Consider the following 16,390-nt stretch of genomic DNA (forward strand, 5'->3'; position numbering starts at 1 on the left):
TAGTAATGGAGAAAAACTAATGAAGAAAATCACCACTATTGCACTATCAGTAGCACTTGCTATGGGGGTTTCTAGTTGCAGTCAACATGCCCCAACAGAAGATAAATCAGTCACTCAACAATTAACGAAAACCTCTGGCATCGATTTAAACAACTTCGATAAATCAGTACGTGTAGAAGACGACTTATACATGGGTGTTAACGGCAATTGGTTAAAAAACCAAGTGATCCCAGCCGACAAATCAAATTACGGCGCATTTACCAAATTACGCGACGACAGCCAAGCTGCACTAAAAACGATCATCGAAGATGCTGCTAAAGAATCATCGGTAAAAGGTTCGAATGCGCAAAAGATTGGCGATTTCTATAACAGCTATATGGACCTTGAAAGCATCAATGCGAAAGGCATTAAGCCATTAATGTCACAACTTGATAGCATCGAACAAGCGAAAGATCACGGCGATATCATTCGCTTAATGGCGCAATTACAACAAGTGGGTGTTGGTGCCCCATTTGGCTATTACGTTTATGCAGATGCTAAGAACTCAGATTACAACGCACTTTATCTTTATCAATCTGGCCTAACCCTGCCAGACCGTGATTACTATATTAAAGATACTGAAAAGTTTGCAAGCATTCGTGGTAAATACAAAACCTACATTAATGCACTTTTGACTAAAGCAGGTTATGCAAACAGTGAAGCAGCAGTTAAGAATATCATCGATGTTGAGACTGCTATTGCTAACGCACAGTGGTCACGTGTCGAATCACGTAATGCCACCAAACGCTACAACAAAATGAGCAGCACTGAGCTAAATAAATTAATGGGTAGCTTTGATTGGAGCTTATTTGCAACAAACGCTAACTTGTATCAAGTGAAAGAGCTTATTGTTAGTCAGCCAAGCTATATGGAAGCCTTTGGCAAAGCCTTTAAAAATACATCACTTCAAGCGTGGAAAGATTACTTGAGCTTTCACCTTGTCGATGGCCATGCTGAGCTATTAAGCCAAGAATTTGTTGACCTAAACTTCGATTTTCATAGCAAAACATTATCAGGCATCGAAGAAGCTCAACCTCGCTGGAAAGAAGCTGTTAGCACGACAGAAAGTGTATTAGGTGAAATGGTTGGTGAACTCTACGTTCAAAAACACTTCAAGCCTGAAGCTAAAGCGCGCATGGAAGAAATGATCAAAATGTTGATCAAAGGATTCGAAGTAAGCATTAGCGAACTGGAATGGATGAGCGACGATACTAAAGTTGAAGCGTTAGACAAACTGTCTAAATTCACTTATAAAATTGGCTATCCAGACAAATGGCGTGACTACTCATCATTAACTATCGATGCTAATGATTTAGTAGGCAACTACCAAGGTTATGTGCAAATGGAATTCAACGAGATGATCGACGATGTCGGTCAAAAAGTTGATAAATCAAAATGGGGTATGACGCCACAAACCGTTAATGCTTATTTTAACCCAGTGGGTAATGAAATCGTTTTCCCAGCAGCTATTCTGCAACCTCCGTTTTTCGACATGGCCGCAGATGACGCCGTAAACTACGGTGGCATTGGTGCTGTAATCGGCCATGAATTGAGCCATGGTTTTGACGATCAAGGTGCTAAATACGATGGCAATGGTAATTTACGTAACTGGTGGACAGACAACGATAAAGCAGAGTTTGAAAAGCGCAGTAAAAAACTGTCTGCTCAATACAGTGCTTTTAAACCGTTTGAAGATGCTAGCGTCAATGGCGACCTAACATTAGGCGAAAACATTGGTGATTTAGGTGGGTTAACGGTGGCGTTCCGTTCGTATCTATTGTCGTTAGACGGTAAAAAATCTGAAGTGATTGATGGCTTCACTGGCGAGCAACGTGTATTTATCGGTTGGTCACAAGTATGGCGCCGTAAATATCGCGATGAAGCATTACGTAATAAACTAATGACGGACTCACACTCACCAGGTAAATATCGCGCATTCGGCACGCCGCGTAATATCGAAGCATTCTACAAAGCCTTCGACATTAAACCGGGGGATGGTATGTATTTACCACCAGAAGAGCGTGTGAAGATTTGGTAGTCATACCAATTGCATTAAGTAAGTGATCTTGTTGTGCGTAGAGAAAATCAGCTAAAACAAGGCGCTCGATTGACTAATAGCTTGCTATTAGGATTGAGAGCAACGCCATTTTAGTTAATTTTAACGTAACTACTCAGCAGGGGGGAAGATATTTGGTAGTGCTCCGTTTAATAATAATGACAAAGCAGTAGACGCACTGACCCCTTGTTTTTTACAACTTGACAGGTAGCTTCTAAGGCCAAAAAACATGACGGAACCATGCTTGCTTCTAAAGCAGCCCGATATCTTTTGCTGAACTTTCACCATTCTCAAATCATTTTCACCCTGATTGTTCGTGAAAGGCACAATTTTATCCACCATAAATCTGAGTACATCATCTTCGTAACTCTGTAATCGCTCTAATAAATTGCGCGATTTTGATTTCTTAGGGCGTCCACGTTTCCCGACGATTATCGCTGGCGGAGGGCTTTCGTGTTCACCCTCTTTTAAAATATCTCGATATTGAAGGCGACTCATTAATTGTCTTTTGTCGCTAATCACTCCACCGCTATCTTCAACTTCCTGATTAAGCTCTATTAAAAAAATACGCATCGTTTCAGCCCAGCTCTTGCCATCCTGTTCGTATGCACGTGTGAGTTCTCGCAGATGATGAGCATTGCATAAAGCATGTTGACAATCATAACGATAGTACGGCTTCCAGTGATCATGACACATCACACCAGTGAAGTCGGGTAGTATTCCAATGGCATTGATGGCATCACAACCTCGTTTCTCATGAGCCGATAGATAGGTCCATTTTAATGATGATGCATTGTGTAACCATTGACGTTGACCGTTAATGTTAATGCCTGTTTCATCAGCATGAAGCACTGATTCATTCTTCAAACTTTCCTTGATGAATTCAAGCGCATTCGTCTCATCGAGATGACGGTAAGCTGTATTAATGAAGTTGTACAGACTGCCACTACTCAGTGGAATGTTAAGTTGGTCGGTAAAATATTCACGAATACGCTCGTAAGGGAGTAGCTGATATTGAGACAAGTAAACCGCGTGAGCCTTTAGCCCATTACCATATTGAATTCGACTATTAACCCCCGTTGGAAATGGAGCAACGAATCGCTTACCAAATTCGTTTTCAAGAATTTGGGCTTGGTATTGAGTTACGACGCGCTTAAACTCTATATCCACTACCTGACGGGTTTCCACCCCCATATCGGTATAACTCCCTGGTGGTAATAGCGTTCTATCAAGAACTATTTTATGGTTGATATCAGGTCGTTCATCAAGCGGTAAAGTTGTTCCTTTATGACCGAGTTGCCCACCCGATGCATTTGAACTATTAGCGTTAGGCTTCTTTTTTCGATTAGGATCTGATGATGGTGGTTTACTGCTATTTCGACTGTTAAGGCCTAACCGTTGGGACAATAAAGTGACGATAAGCAACAATAAATCGATAGCGGCACGCATTGATGGGGACAATGTTTTATCCGTCTCGATTTGCTTTTTTATGTTGTCGATATTTTTTTCAATATCGATGCCGCTTATTTTCATTGCTCAAACTACTGAATAGAGAGACCCATAGAATAACGGCTCAGAATGATCAAGCAAGTCGATCATTTTTTATTTTTCAATTAATTTAAAACACTAGCTTTGAAGTGCTGAGTAGTTACATTTTAACAAGTACAAGTGGGCAAATATTTAATGCAATTGGTATCATTACTGGCTAAAAAACGATTAAAGCCTGATTCGAATGAATCAGGCTTTTTTATTGCCCAGTATCAATTAGCAGACAACAAAAAAGCCCCGCTTATCTACGATTCGATAAGCGGGGCTTTTAAAGTATTTAACTAACGATTAAACGCGTTTAACAGGAACGGCAGCAACGTATTCAGTTGTCATTTCTTCTGTCGGTGGTGCAAAGCGAGTTAGGTCGATACCTTCAACAGCTGCTTTGTACTCGTCCATAGATGGGAAACGACCAAGAATTGATGACAGAACAACTAATGGCGTAGAGCCTAGTAGTGATTCACCTTTCTTTTCGCTTGTATCTGCTACAACACGGCCTTGGAATAAACGTGTTGATGTTGCGATAACAGTATCACCAGGTTCAGCTTTCTCTTGGTTACCCATACATAGGTTACATCCAGGACGTTCTAAGTACATGATGTTGTCGTACTTAGTACGAGCAGCGCCTTTAGGATCGTTATCATCAAATACAAAACCTGAGTACTTCTCAAGGATTTCCCAATCGCCTTCAGCTTTTAGCTCATCAACAATGTTGTATGTTGGTGGTGCAACAACTAATGGTGCTTTAAATGAAATACTACCGTTTTGTTTTTCCATGTTACGGAACATTTGAGCGATAATTTGCATATCACCTTTATGAACCATACAAGAACCAACGAACGCTAAATCTACTGATTTACCATCGTAGTATGAGACAGGGCGAATAACATCATGAGTGTAACGCTTAGATACATCTTCGTTATTAACATCTGGATCGGCAATCATTGGCTCAGAGATAGCATCTAAGTCGATTAATACTTCAGCGTAGTACTGTGCGTTGTCATCTGGTGATAATGCTGGTTGCTCGCCTGATTGAACTTCTGCAATACGTTCATCAGCTAACGCGATTAAGCCTTTTAGCGTACCCGCTTCGTTTTCCATACCTTTATCGATCATGATTTGGATACGGCTCTTAGCTAGTTCAATCGACTTAACTAAGGTTTCATTGTTTGAGATACAGATTGACGCTTTCGCTTTCATTTCTGCAGACCAATCAGTAAATGTAAACGCTTGGTCAGCTAGTAGCGTACCAATGTGTACTTCGATAATACGACCTTGGAATACGTTCTCGCCGCCAAATTGCTTAAGCATTTGTGCTTGAGTGGCGTGTACAACATCACGGAAATCCATGTGGCCAGCCATGTTACCTTTAAAGGTTACTTTTACTGACTCAGGGATTGGCATTGCTGATTCACCAGTCGCTAGTGCAATTGCAACCGTACCTGAATCGGCACCAAAAGCGACGCCTTTAGACATACGTGTATGTGAGTCACCGCCGATGATGATAGCGCGGTCATCAATCGTAATATCATTCAATACTTTGTGAATAACGTCAGTCATTGAATGGTAAACGCCTTTTGGATCACGTGCTGTGATCACGCCAAATGCGTTCATAAATGCCATCAACTTAGGCGTATTAGCTTTTGCTTTGCTATCCCATACAGAAGCTGTATGACAACCTGATTGGAAAGCACCGTCAACAATTGGAGAAATTGTTGAAGCAGCCATTGCCTCTAATTCCTGACACGTCATAGGGCCAGTAGTATCCTGAGAACCAACGATGTTCACTTTTACTCGCACGTCAGAACCAGCGTGTAGCGGAGTTTCTGATGCTACGCCAACCGCGTTGCGGTTAAAGATTTTTTCAACAGCTGTTAAACCTTGACCGTCATGTGAAATCTCTTTCGAAGCAGCGTAAACAACAGGAGCAACAACACCTAGCGCTTGTGCAGCAAAGGTTTGTAGTTTCTTACCAAAAGTTACTGCGTAAGAACCGCCCGCTTTCATGAACTCCATTTTTTGAGGAGTAAATGAAGAAGAGATATCCGCTAGCTCTTCGCTACCGTTAAATAGTTTCTTCGCTTTCGTATCGATAGTTAATACAGTTCCAGTCGCTACTGAATAAGCTTCTTCTAGAACAACATCGCCATTATCATCAACAACGGCGTTGCCATTTGCGTCTACTTTCTTAACCCAGTTTTTAAGATCAAGACCGATACCGCCAGTCACATCTACCGTCGTTAAGAAGATTGGCGCGATACCGTTAGTACCAGCAACTACTGGCGCAATATTGATAAATGGAACGTAAGGACTCGCTTGTTTACCCGCCCAAAGTGCTACGTTGTTCACACCAGACATACGTGAAGAGCCAACGCCCATAGTGCCTTTTTCAGCGATAAGCATCACTTTTGCTTGTGGGTGTTTCGCTTGAAGTGCTTGGATTTCTTCCTGAGCTTCAGGAGTAATCATACATTTACCGTGTAATTCACGGTCAGCACGTGAGTGAGCTTGATGGCCAGGTGATAGTAAATCTGTTGAGATATCACCTTCACCAGCAATGTAAGTCACTACTTCAATCTTCGCTTCAACCTCAGGTAGTTTAGTGAAGAATTCAGCGTTAACGTAGCTTTCAAGAAGTTCTTTAGCTATCGCATTACCCGCTTTGAATGCTTCTTCTATACGGCTTGTATCAGCGTCGTATAGGAATACTTGAGTTTTCAGTACACTAGCGGCTGGAGCAGATACGGCTGCATCGTCGCTTAGTGCAAGATCAAGTAATGCTTCAATCGAAGGACCACCTTTCATGTGTGAAAGTAGTTCGAATGCAAACTCAACTGAGATTTCAGCAACAGTTGCTTGGCCTAAGATGATTTCTTTTAAGAATGCCGCTTTTACACCCGCAGCACTTGTTGTGCCTGGAAGCGTGTTATAGATGAAGAATTTTAAAGACTCTTCACGGTGCTCATTACCAGTATCTTTGATTTGAGCGATGATTTCAGATAATAGCGCTGCGCTATCAATTGGCTTAGGTGCTAAACCTTGGTCATTTTTACGACTTTCAATTTCTGCTAAATATTCTAAATACAGACTCATTTGATACTCTCTCTAGCTATTTAATGCTAATAATTTACGGTCATTAGCTGGGTAATAATTTTTTGCCCATTTTACCTGATTTTTAATCGACTATAAATCCTTTGAACCAATAAACATTATTCACAAAATTTATAGCTGGCATAAACGATAGATATATTAGAACGACAAAATATAGAAGAGTAAATCTTCATTTTTGGTATTAGTCGCTATAGGCAGTCGTTAGCTAATGTTATATCAGAATAACATTCGGGATTAATCTCATTAATTAGTCGTATAGTTCGCGAAACACACCAATCTGAATAGCCAAAACTGGGGAAATACCCTTTAGAAATATACAGTTTTGGTCGATGAGCGACATAAAGATAAAGTCACATAGAGCGGTTTCAGACATAACTATTGACGAAATACCTCGTATCAAGTCGACTATTTAACTTGCAACGATTGTTATCGAGCATAATAAAATGCTATATACAATAATCTAAAATTCAGTCTAATCAGAACGCTTAAAAATACATGCCTATGCACTTGGCTCAGGACGATTTTACAGGTACATGAACTATCGCCAAATTTAACAGTCGGTTAGGGATTTGTTTTTCAATAAATCGACGGTTGAACCGATAACAGAACTCATCTAGATATTCTTGTAGGTATTTTCCCGATACACCATGAAATGTACCCAACAAAAATGTTTTTAAATTGCCAATGGCGATATGTACCCATGGTAGCCATTCATCAACCAAATGGCTTGGTGTTACCCTCGCTTCATGGTCCTGTGCTTGGTCAATTATATTCAGAGCAGCCAATGCATCAGAACGAACTTTCTGACCTGGTTTTAAGTACTTCTTAACAAACTTATCAACGCTAAAATGGCAAATACTATCAACTACTTCCATGGCAATAAATCCTGCCTTTTTCTCTTTACTTTCACAGGCGATTAATACATTCTTTTTTCCTGCTGCACCACGACCTCGTTTCCCTTTTTGTCTACCTCCAACAAGTGCATCATCTAGCTCTATTGTTCCACTCAATTGATATAAACTATCTCTGTGACCCATAGCACTTCTAAGTTTTTTTAAAATGAGTCTCGCTGTTCGCCAATTGACTTCTATTAATTTGCTTAGTCTTAGTGCGGATATACTTCCCTTATCAGAGCCAAGAAAATAGATAGCCCAAAACCACTGGATTAAGGTGATTTTACTCCCATGAAAAAGTGTCCCTGCCGTGACTGATGTTTGCTTTTTACATTGCGTGCATTCGTATAAGTGGCGACTGGCAATTTTATAGTTATGAGCATTGCCGCAACGCGGGCAAATAAAGCCATTTTTCCATTTCATTTCTTGTAAATATTCTAAGCAATCATCTTCAGTACTAAACTATTTTTGCCAAGCTAAAAAGCTTGCTTCTGGCATGTTCATGATTATGTCTACCTATACAGTGTGTTTATATGGCGCTGTTGTAGCTAATTGTTGTCTATACTCAATAGTGAGATTAACTTATTGAAGGTATTGGTAATGAACACTAAATCATTTGTAAGTAAGCTTAACCGGATAACGAAACAACTTTCCTCGATGACTCCAGCGCAAAGAGAGATAGTTCATCAGTCAATTCAAGCCCTAGAGGCTGAAATCAGTACCGATGAAATTATTCAGCCTCTTTTTGACCTATCCCCACAATGCCCTCATTGCGAATCCACTCAATTGAAAAAGTGGGGGAAATCAGGTGCGATACAGAGATACCGCTGTAAAGGTTGTCATAAAACCTTTAACAACAAGACTAAGACACCATTCTCTCGATTACATAAATCTCATCTGTGGGAAGATTATGCGCGTTGTATGCAATTAAAATTAACCCTAAGAGAAGCTGCCGAGGTTTGTGGTATTAACCTTAAAACGGCTTTCTTATGGCGACATCGTTTTCTGGTTGCTCAAGCGGGTAAAAATGACGATAAACTATCGGGAATTATTGAAGTTGATGAGTTTTTTCTAGCTTACTCAGAAAAAGGTTCGAACACTTTAGCGGAGCAACGTCAGCCCAGAAAACGAGGGGGCGGCATCGATAAACGAACCAAGGATGGTCAAGTTGCCGTTCTTTTATCGATAGATCGCAGCAACCATATGATTAACCCTATGTTAGCGGCTGATACAACGGCAGAAATAGCAGCGAATTTAGCTGAAAATATCACTGAACACTCGGTATTATGCAGCGATGGTTCGTGGTCCTATGTGGCAATTGCCAAACAAAAACATTGTGACCATAAGCGGTTAATCAACGGTGAAATCAGAGTAATAGATGAGGTGTACCATATCCAAACGGTAAATGGCGCGATAGCTAACTTTAAAGGCTGGATTAACGGAAAAATGAAAGGTGTGGCAACGAAGTATTTATCTAATTATCTTGCGTGGTTCAGGGAAAGCAACGCAAAGCTAGATAAACAGCAAATATTAGTCGCGGCTTACGGGTGACAACAGTATTTTGGAACAGCGCCGTTTATATACACAGTATAGTTCAATCCTGAGTTTTCTGCATAGGCATGTAAAAATAATAAAAGGAATAATTATGAGTCAACCTACATTAACTCAGCGAATGCTCAATAAGGTAGAGCTTTACGGGAATAAACTTCCCGATCCCGCCGTTTTGTTCATCGCCCTATTGGGCTTTGTGTGGCTGTTATCTTGGGCGTTATCAGGCATTAGTTTCAATGCCATAGATCCAAGAACAGGTGAACAGTTAATTATTAATAACCAGCTGTCGGGTGCCGCCTTTACGCAGTTTTTATCGTCAATGGTCAATAACTTCTCGCATTTTCATCCAGTTGGCGTTGTTTTAGTTGCTATGTTGGGTATCGGTGTTGCAGAATATTCTGGTTTCATTAATGCAGGATTGCGCTCTTTATTAGCGAAAACCTCCACAGCACTGTTAACACCTTTGGTAATTCTTATTGGCATTGTTTCGCACACTGCCGTCGATGCAGGGTATGTTTTAGTTATCCCACTGGGCGGAGTAATTTTCTACGCTGCAGGCAGGCACCCCCTAGCCGGTATTGCAGCTGCTTTTGCCGGTGTATCAGGTGGTTTCTCTGCCAACTTTATTCCTTCGGCAATTGATCCTATGCTGCAAGGAATCTCTCAAGCTGGCGCTCAAATTTTAGATCCTAAAATTGTCCTAAACCCACTAAATAACTTCTATTTCACTGCCGCTTCATCCTTATTAATTACCGGCTTAGGCTGGTTTATCACTGATAAGATTGTTGAGCCTAAATTAGCGGATAATAAGCTTGACGGTAATTTAGAAGATTTACCTAAAATGGAGCCATTAAACACACAAGAAGGTAAAGCATTAAGTTATGCGATGTGGTCAATTTTAGCTGGTGTCTTGCTATTAATCGCTACGGCGCTTCCTGAGTCATCTCCATGGCGCGCCGATGGCGGTTCATTAAACGCAATCGGAGCCCCTTTAATGAAGTCTATTGTGCCATTAATTTTTCTATTTTTTTTATTACCGGGATTAGTTTACGGTATTACAATTGGCAAAATTAATAGTTCTAAAAGCTTTGTTGAAGGCATGTCGGTAGCGATGTCAGGTATGGGCTACTATTTGGTAATTATGTTTTTTATTGCCCAATTTATTTACTCATTTGGTCAATCAAACCTCGGTATTTTACTGGCTGTAAATGGTGCACAATTTTTAAAAGCACTAGATTTACCTGGTTCTGTTACTATCGTCGGTATTATCGTACTAACTGGTTTCATTAACCTATTTGTTGGCTCAGCGTCAGCTAAATGGGCACTGCTAGCACCTATATTCTTACCGATGTTAATGCAATTAGGTATCTCACCTGATTTGGCACAAGCGGCCTATCGTATTGGTGATTCAAGTACCAATATTATTACACCACTAATGCCGTACTTTCCATTGGTAGTCGTATTTTGTCAGCGTTATGTAACAACGACGGGAATAGGTACTTTGACTGCAATGATGTTGCCCTTCTCACTTATTTTTATGGTGTGCTGGACAATATTCTTGCTCATCTATTGGTCGTTTGGCATCCCGCTGGGGATACAAGCGAGTTATGATTATATTGCTGGTTAACCTACTCATTCAATATGCTATTAGATCCTAATATCAATATAAAAAGACCCTCATTGGATAAGCCAATGAGGGTCTTTTACATTACTAGGGTCTGTAGAACTTTTGAGTTCATTTTTGCAGCTATTTGTTTATGGTTTATACAAGGCACAGCCGGTGTGGTGTAGCTGGCTCGAAATTAGCTCCTGCATTGTTCTAGTGAGCTACATCCATGTAGCAATGCACGAACAGGCAATAGCGCCGTAAATATAATAAACAAATGCTGTCCATAGGGTTCAATAGACCCTAATTTATGTTAGCGATTCGATTAAAATTTCATCGTTGCTTTCACATACATATAACGGCCAGTAACATCGTAACTTGAAACATCTGTATTAGCACCAAACGCCGAATAGACAAACGGCGGATCTTGGTCCAATAAGTTGTTTATTCCAAGGGTTAGTTTCGTACTATAATCTTCTAGATGATAAGACGTTTGCAAGTCAACGGTTGTATTCGCCTCAACGTCACGGTCAAAGGGATCAGTCCACCAACCTTTTTCTTCTTCGATTACACTGCTAATGTAACGAACACTCAAGTTAGTATCAAAGTCGCCATATTTCCAGTCAATTGAAAAGTTGTGCTTCCACTCTGCGAAGTTCCCATCGTGATCGACATTAAAACGACCTGCATGGGAAATAACTTCCCCTAATGCGATTTCTTTGTCGTAGTCTATAAGATAGGTAGACGTTAAGTTTGCCACAAACTCACCAACATCGGTTTCAAATGCATAACGAACATTAGTATCAACCCCAGAAGTGTCAACCCCACCAACATTTACAGTGAAGTCTTCAACAAGGATAATACTGCCTTCTGCGCCAGAACCGGCACCAAACCGAGAAATCGAATCACAATATAAACCACTGTTATAACATGCATTCAATCGTGACTGTGTTCCAATAGTACTAATAGCATTATCTAATTCGATGGCCCAGTAATCGACTGTCAGTGACAATCCCTCAACAGATTCCGGGCTGTAAACAACACCTATGGTAAGGATGTCTGCTTCTTCAGGTTCTAAATCGAAAGAGGTTCCACCAAAGAAATTGGCATTACCGCCCTCCTTAGTTGGGATCTGCTCTACGCCATCATCATTAAATCCAGCGGGAACACCAGTCGAAACGCAATTACTCCATTTAGGGCCACTTGTTTCAGGGCTATTTTGAATAGAACAAGGGTCTGTTGCTTCTGGAAAACCAGTTGCAGCGCCCCCAAATAATTCACTCGTACTTGGTGCTCTAAAAGCGGTCGATGTCGTTGCGCGCAACATTAGCTCGTCAGTTGGACGCCAACGCAAACCAACTTTACCCGAAGTATTTTTACCAAACGTATCATAATCAGAAAAACGTATAGCAGCGTCCGCTTCTAACGTATCAGTGAGTGGAATAGCGAACTCTACAAAGGCTTCTGTGGCGGTATAAAAGCCCGACGTAGCGACCGCATCACCTGCTGTAGTAATGCCATTAGTTAATAGCGCATCTGGCGTATAAGTACCTACTTCCTTACGATACTCTAAACCAGCAGCGAATCCGATAATACCCGCATCAGTTTCAAATAAATCACCACTTAAGATTGCCTGCCATGTGTATTGTTTATTGCCACCCTCTTCAAACGTATTGTAATTTCCAGAAATATATTGAAGCATCTCTGGTGTGATTTCCGTATCAGTGCCTGGTTCTCCAAATATATTTAGCGGCACACACCCATCGATGGCGTCATCTGCTGTTGCGCCACATTGTACGTTGCCATCAGAATCCATATGCGTAGGACCAACGGCTTCTGCTACTCGGTCTAAATGGTAATAACCTGTTGCATAGTTGTTGAAAAAATTCTCACCATAGTTATACGATATTTCCCATTGATACTCGTCACCAATAGTTCCTTTTAAACCAGCGACTAAACGCACGGTACGAGATTGACGATTATCAGTACGACCACCACTTTCCAACATGCGACGGCGCCAATCATGGATCTCATAGGAATTTCCATCTTTATCCTTTGGCCCATACATCATGTTGTAATAGTTATCGGCAGAATAAGGAGCTGGTGAACCAAAAAAAACAAGCGGTGCAAGAGGCTCTGGTGCAATAAGCCGTTGACTATCGACTTTTACATACGACGCTTCGGCAAACGCGGTCACATTGTCGTTGATAAAATAGTCACCAAATGCGCTCAAATAAAACTTCTTACTTGGTGTTTGCAGGTAATTTACCGGATTATAGTTGTATGAATCGGTCGAGCCATCGCGTTTACGCCAATCGCCGTATTCAGGACCACGAGTTACATTAAAGTCAGCAGTGGGTTTACTGTCTGGATCAGTAGGATCGTAAGCAGAACCCGGATAACCATCTACATTGCTCCACGGCGGAGCAGAACTACCACCTTCTTCTGTATGGCCATCTGGATACGCGCGTAACTCAAACTCTGAAAACCCGCGGTCGCCCATAAAGACATCTTCTTGATCATTGGCTCCAATAGCTAACACAACGTTGCCTTTGTCGCTTCGGGTTCCCATAGTGATATCAAAACCCTTTTGCGCACCATCTCCCTCAGAATGTTGTCCTGCAGTAAGCTGCACTTCAAAGCCTTCAAAATCATTGCGCGTAATAATATTTACTACGCCGGCAATAGCATCAGAGCCATAAATCGATGAGGCCCCATCTTTTAGTACTTCGACCCGTTTTATTATACTCACGGGAATGTTGTTTAGATCAACCGCAGAGTTTGCTCCACTTCCCCCCGCGACAATTCGTCTTCCGTTTAAGAGAACTAACGTACGATTGTCTCCCATACCACGTAACGAAAACCTTATTGCACCACTATTCTCACTGCCATTATTCACCTGCGTGTTAGCAGCTGCACCAGCAGAGGACGTTAGATTCTGCAATAAATCACCTACATTAGTTACGCCTATTTTATCAATTGCTGCACGATCTATTACCGTGACAGGATTGGCTCCTTCAATGTCCGCTCGTTTAATACGAGAGCCTGTTACTTCGATTCTTTCAACCGCTTTTTTTTCTTCTTCAGCGGCAATTGCAGCGCTTGGAACAACGAAAAAACTTGACGAAATACTAGCTAACAGCGCAAGTCTTATAGACTTAGTTATTTTATTTGTTTTAAGCATCGATTCAATCTCCAATGATTACCTTAAATCTCTATTAACAGCGTCCAGCCTTTTATGTGCAATTCCATAGCACATAAAACATAGTTGATATTTAAAAAATCTGTTAAATATGTGTCGAAATATTATTTTAAGAATCATAAAATTAAGCAACTATGAGTAAGTAATCACATTTATTAGCACTTAATGACTAGTTAATTAGTAAGCCTTATGGATGGAAACACCATTAAAATCATTGGATTTTAAATTTAAAACAGTTGTATGATTGATTTTTAAATGGAAATAAGGGAAGTTTCATGCAGGATAAAGTAATTAGTTTAACTGTTAGTGATTGTATAGGCCGAATTACTATACATCGCTATTCGCATAAAAATGCGCTAACTAGCGAAATGTATCTTGAGCTTGCTAGTTTATTAAATGAGTGTGATTCAAATAGTGAACTTAAGGCCGTTTTAATACTAGGGAATGAAGAAACATTTTGTGCCGGTAATGATTTAAACGATTTTCTTTCAACTCCACTTAACAATATTCAGGCGCCTCCATTTGTCTTTTTATTAGCACTTAATAACTTTTCTAAACCACTTATTGCAGCAACGGCTGGTCCAGCTATTGGGATAGGTACAACTATGCTACTACATTGCGATCATGTAATTAGTGCAGATAATACGTTGTTTAAGATGCCATTCGTTCAGTTAGGGCTTACACCTGAAGGCGCATCAAGTTTGTTACTTCCCCAACTTGTCGGTCAACGTAAAGCCAGTGAATTGCTGATGCTAGGTGAGTCTTTTGATGCGTATCAAGCTCTATCTTTTGGGTTAGTTAACGAAATATGCGAGCCAAGTAATTTAGTCGAAAACGCGCTAACCATTTGTCATCGTTATGCTGCGCAAGCACCAGAAGCAGTGCAAGCGGCTAAAAACTTAATGAAAGCGCCACTTAAACAACAAATTGAAGACGTTATTCTTAAAGAAGGGGAAGTTTTCATAGAGCGGTTACAAAGTGGCGAAGCCAAAGAAGCGCTTAATGCATTTTTAGAAAAACGTGCGCCTCAGTTCTAAAAAGTGCCAATCAAACAATTGGCGCTGCTAGCTTTATTTATCGAACTTACTGCCACCTAAACAATTCGGTGAATCTGGCACATTCGCACTTTGCCACTGAGCATTATCAAAGGTGTGTAAAGCCAGTGCGTGAATTGGACCCGCTAACTCTTCACTTAACACTTTGTAAATCAGTTGGTGGCGTTTCACTTGACGAATACCATCAAAAGCATCACATACCAACGTCACTTTGAAATGTGTTTCAGAATTTGGCGGCACACTGTGCATGTGCGATTCATTGAGGATCTCTAGATGAGTTGGTGAAAACTCATCCTTTAACTTTTGCTCAACGGCGCGCTGTACTTTGGTAAAATCACTCATGATGGTTCCTATTTATTGGCCGCAAGGCGTGTTTCAATCGCATTCATTAACGCGCCAGTAATATCAACCTCAAAAGCAGCTTCAATTTCTTTAATACAAGTTGGGCTGGTTACGTTAATTTCTGTCACTTTGTCACCAATCACATCAAGCCCAACAAAAATGAGTCCTTTTTCTTTTAATGTCGGGCCGATACGACGGGCAATTTCCCAATCAGTATCTGACAGCGGACGAGCTTCACCACGGCCACCAGCCGCTAAATTACCACGGGTTTCACCTTCTGCTGGGATACGCGCAAGGCAATATGGCATCGGCTCACCATCAACAATTAAGATACGCTTGTCACCATTACTAATATCAGGAACAAACGCCTGCGCCATGGCATAAACCGTATTAAGCTGCGTTAACGTTTCGATGATAACGCCAACGTTAGCATCGCCCTCTTTTACACGGAAAATCGATGAACCGCCCATCCCATCAAGTGGCTTGAGGATCATATCTTTGTGAGTGGCATAAAACTCACGGATTTTATCTTCACGACGCGTCACTAATGTCGGCGGGGTTAGATCAGCAAACCAAGCAGTGTAAAGTTTTTCATTACAATCGCGTAGACTTTGTGGCTTGTTAACGACTAACAACCCTTCATCTTCGGCGCGCTCTAATAAGTAAGTCGCATACACAAATTCAGTATCAAACGGCGGATCTTTACGCATTAATAACACGTCTAAATCACTAAGACGGATCTCTTGAGGCTCACCTAGTTGGTAATAATCATTTGGATCATCTTTCACCGTGACAGACATGACGCGTGCATAACTATGACCATGTTCTAAATAGAGATCGTTCATTTCTAAATAATACATTTCATAGCCACGGCTTTGTGCTTCCATCAACATGGCAAAGCTGCTGTCTTTTTTGATATTAATATCCGCAATAGGATCCATCAAAATACCTAGTTTTATGGTCATGCTCATTCCTCTGATCTGTTAA

At 40.9% G+C, this 16,390-nt stretch carries 10 protein-coding genes and 1 pseudogene; 5 read left to right on the forward strand and 6 right to left on the reverse strand.

Features of this window, described 5'->3' with window-relative positions; translation table 11 throughout:
• Window positions 1-19: 19 nt before the first annotated feature.
• A complete protein-coding gene (locus ACMAZF_RS16095) occupies window positions 20-2,077 on the forward strand; it encodes a M13 family metallopeptidase (RefSeq protein ID WP_435274763.1) in 2,058 nt (685 codons plus the stop codon).
• A gap of 129 nt (window positions 2,078-2,206) precedes the next feature.
• Here the strand turns inward: ACMAZF_RS16095 and tnpC are convergent, their stop codons facing one another.
• Window positions 2,207-3,628: an IS66 family transposase gene (tnpC, locus tag ACMAZF_RS16100; RefSeq protein WP_435274013.1), complete on the reverse strand. Its 1,422-nt coding sequence runs from the start codon at window positions 3,626-3,628 to the stop codon at window positions 2,207-2,209.
• Window positions 3,629-3,778: 150 nt separating this feature from the next.
• Here tnpC and ACMAZF_RS16105 point away from each other — a divergent pair, with 150 nt between their 5' ends.
• Window positions 3,779-3,928, forward strand: coding sequence for a hypothetical protein (locus ACMAZF_RS16105; RefSeq protein WP_435274764.1), 150 nt, complete (start codon window positions 3,779-3,781; stop codon window positions 3,926-3,928).
• 3 nt (window positions 3,929-3,931) lie between these two features.
• Here the strand turns inward: ACMAZF_RS16105 and ACMAZF_RS16110 are convergent, their stop codons facing one another.
• A complete protein-coding gene (locus ACMAZF_RS16110) occupies window positions 3,932-6,736 on the reverse strand; it encodes a bifunctional aconitate hydratase 2/2-methylisocitrate dehydratase (RefSeq protein ID WP_435274765.1) in 2,805 nt (934 codons plus the stop codon).
• A gap of 530 nt (window positions 6,737-7,266) precedes the next feature.
• A pseudogene (locus ACMAZF_RS16115) lies at window positions 7,267-8,151 on the reverse strand (IS1595 family transposase).
• A gap of 96 nt (window positions 8,152-8,247) precedes the next feature.
• Here ACMAZF_RS16115 and ACMAZF_RS16120 point away from each other — a divergent pair.
• Together ACMAZF_RS16120 and ACMAZF_RS16125 are read left to right on the forward strand one after the other, a co-directional pair.
• Entirely contained in the window at window positions 8,248-9,198 is a 951-nt protein-coding gene (locus tag ACMAZF_RS16120) for an IS1595 family transposase (protein WP_435274766.1), read from the forward strand.
• A 94-nt stretch (window positions 9,199-9,292) separates the two neighbouring features.
• A complete protein-coding gene (locus ACMAZF_RS16125; protein ID WP_435274767.1) occupies window positions 9,293-10,825 on the forward strand; it encodes an AbgT family transporter in 1,533 nt (510 codons plus the stop codon).
• 304 nt (window positions 10,826-11,129) lie between these two features.
• Here ACMAZF_RS16125 and ACMAZF_RS16130 read toward each other — a convergent pair whose 3' ends face one another.
• On the reverse strand, window positions 11,130-13,988 hold the full coding sequence (locus tag ACMAZF_RS16130) for a TonB-dependent receptor (RefSeq protein WP_435274768.1): 2,859 nt from the start codon (window positions 13,986-13,988) through the stop codon (window positions 11,130-11,132).
• A gap of 293 nt (window positions 13,989-14,281) precedes the next feature.
• Here ACMAZF_RS16130 and ACMAZF_RS16135 point away from each other — a divergent pair, with 293 nt between their 5' ends.
• Complete coding sequence (locus ACMAZF_RS16135) at window positions 14,282-15,043, forward strand: enoyl-CoA hydratase-related protein (protein WP_435274769.1); 762 nt, start codon at window positions 14,282-14,284, stop codon at window positions 15,041-15,043.
• Window positions 15,044-15,076: 33 nt separating this feature from the next.
• On the opposite strand, the gene ACMAZF_RS16140 is transcribed toward ACMAZF_RS16135, so the two are convergent.
• Both ACMAZF_RS16140 and gshB read right to left on the reverse strand, forming a co-directional pair.
• The gene (locus ACMAZF_RS16140) at window positions 15,077-15,403 is read right to left on the reverse strand and encodes a BolA family protein (protein ID WP_435274770.1); all 327 of its coding nucleotides are present in this window, start codon (window positions 15,401-15,403) and stop codon (window positions 15,077-15,079) included.
• Window positions 15,404-15,411: 8 nt separating this feature from the next.
• The gene (gene gshB / locus ACMAZF_RS16145) at window positions 15,412-16,368 is read right to left on the reverse strand and encodes a glutathione synthase (RefSeq protein WP_435274771.1); all 957 of its coding nucleotides are present in this window, start codon (window positions 16,366-16,368) and stop codon (window positions 15,412-15,414) included.
• Between the last annotated feature and the right edge of the window lie 22 nt (window positions 16,369-16,390).

Origin of the sequence: Psychrobium sp. nBUS_13, from assembly GCF_051201665.1 — a bacterium.
In the GTDB taxonomy this organism is placed as follows: Bacteria; Pseudomonadota; Gammaproteobacteria; order Enterobacterales; family Psychrobiaceae; genus Psychrobium.

Bases quoted from the DNA above. Each gene is read 5' to 3' on its own strand.
- ACMAZF_RS16095 (WP_435274763.1), top strand. From the start codon at position 20: ATGAAGAAAATCACCACTATTGCACTATCAGTAGCACTTGCTATGGGG.
- tnpC (WP_435274013.1), bottom strand. From the start codon at position 3,628: ATGAAAATAAGCGGCATCGATATTGAAAAAAATATCGACAACATAAAA.
- ACMAZF_RS16105 (WP_435274764.1), top strand. From the start codon at position 3,779: ATGCAATTGGTATCATTACTGGCTAAAAAACGATTAAAGCCTGATTCG.
- ACMAZF_RS16110 (WP_435274765.1), bottom strand. From the start codon at position 6,736: ATGAGTCTGTATTTAGAATATTTAGCAGAAATTGAAAGTCGTAAAAAT.
- ACMAZF_RS16120 (WP_435274766.1), top strand. From the start codon at position 8,248: ATGAACACTAAATCATTTGTAAGTAAGCTTAACCGGATAACGAAACAA.
- ACMAZF_RS16125 (WP_435274767.1), top strand. From the start codon at position 9,293: ATGAGTCAACCTACATTAACTCAGCGAATGCTCAATAAGGTAGAGCTT.
- ACMAZF_RS16130 (WP_435274768.1), bottom strand. From the start codon at position 13,988: ATGCTTAAAACAAATAAAATAACTAAGTCTATAAGACTTGCGCTGTTA.
- ACMAZF_RS16135 (WP_435274769.1), top strand. From the start codon at position 14,282: ATGCAGGATAAAGTAATTAGTTTAACTGTTAGTGATTGTATAGGCCGA.
- ACMAZF_RS16140 (WP_435274770.1), bottom strand. From the start codon at position 15,403: ATGAGTGATTTTACCAAAGTACAGCGCGCCGTTGAGCAAAAGTTAAAG.
- gshB (WP_435274771.1), bottom strand. From the start codon at position 16,368: ATGACCATAAAACTAGGTATTTTGATGGATCCTATTGCGGATATTAAT.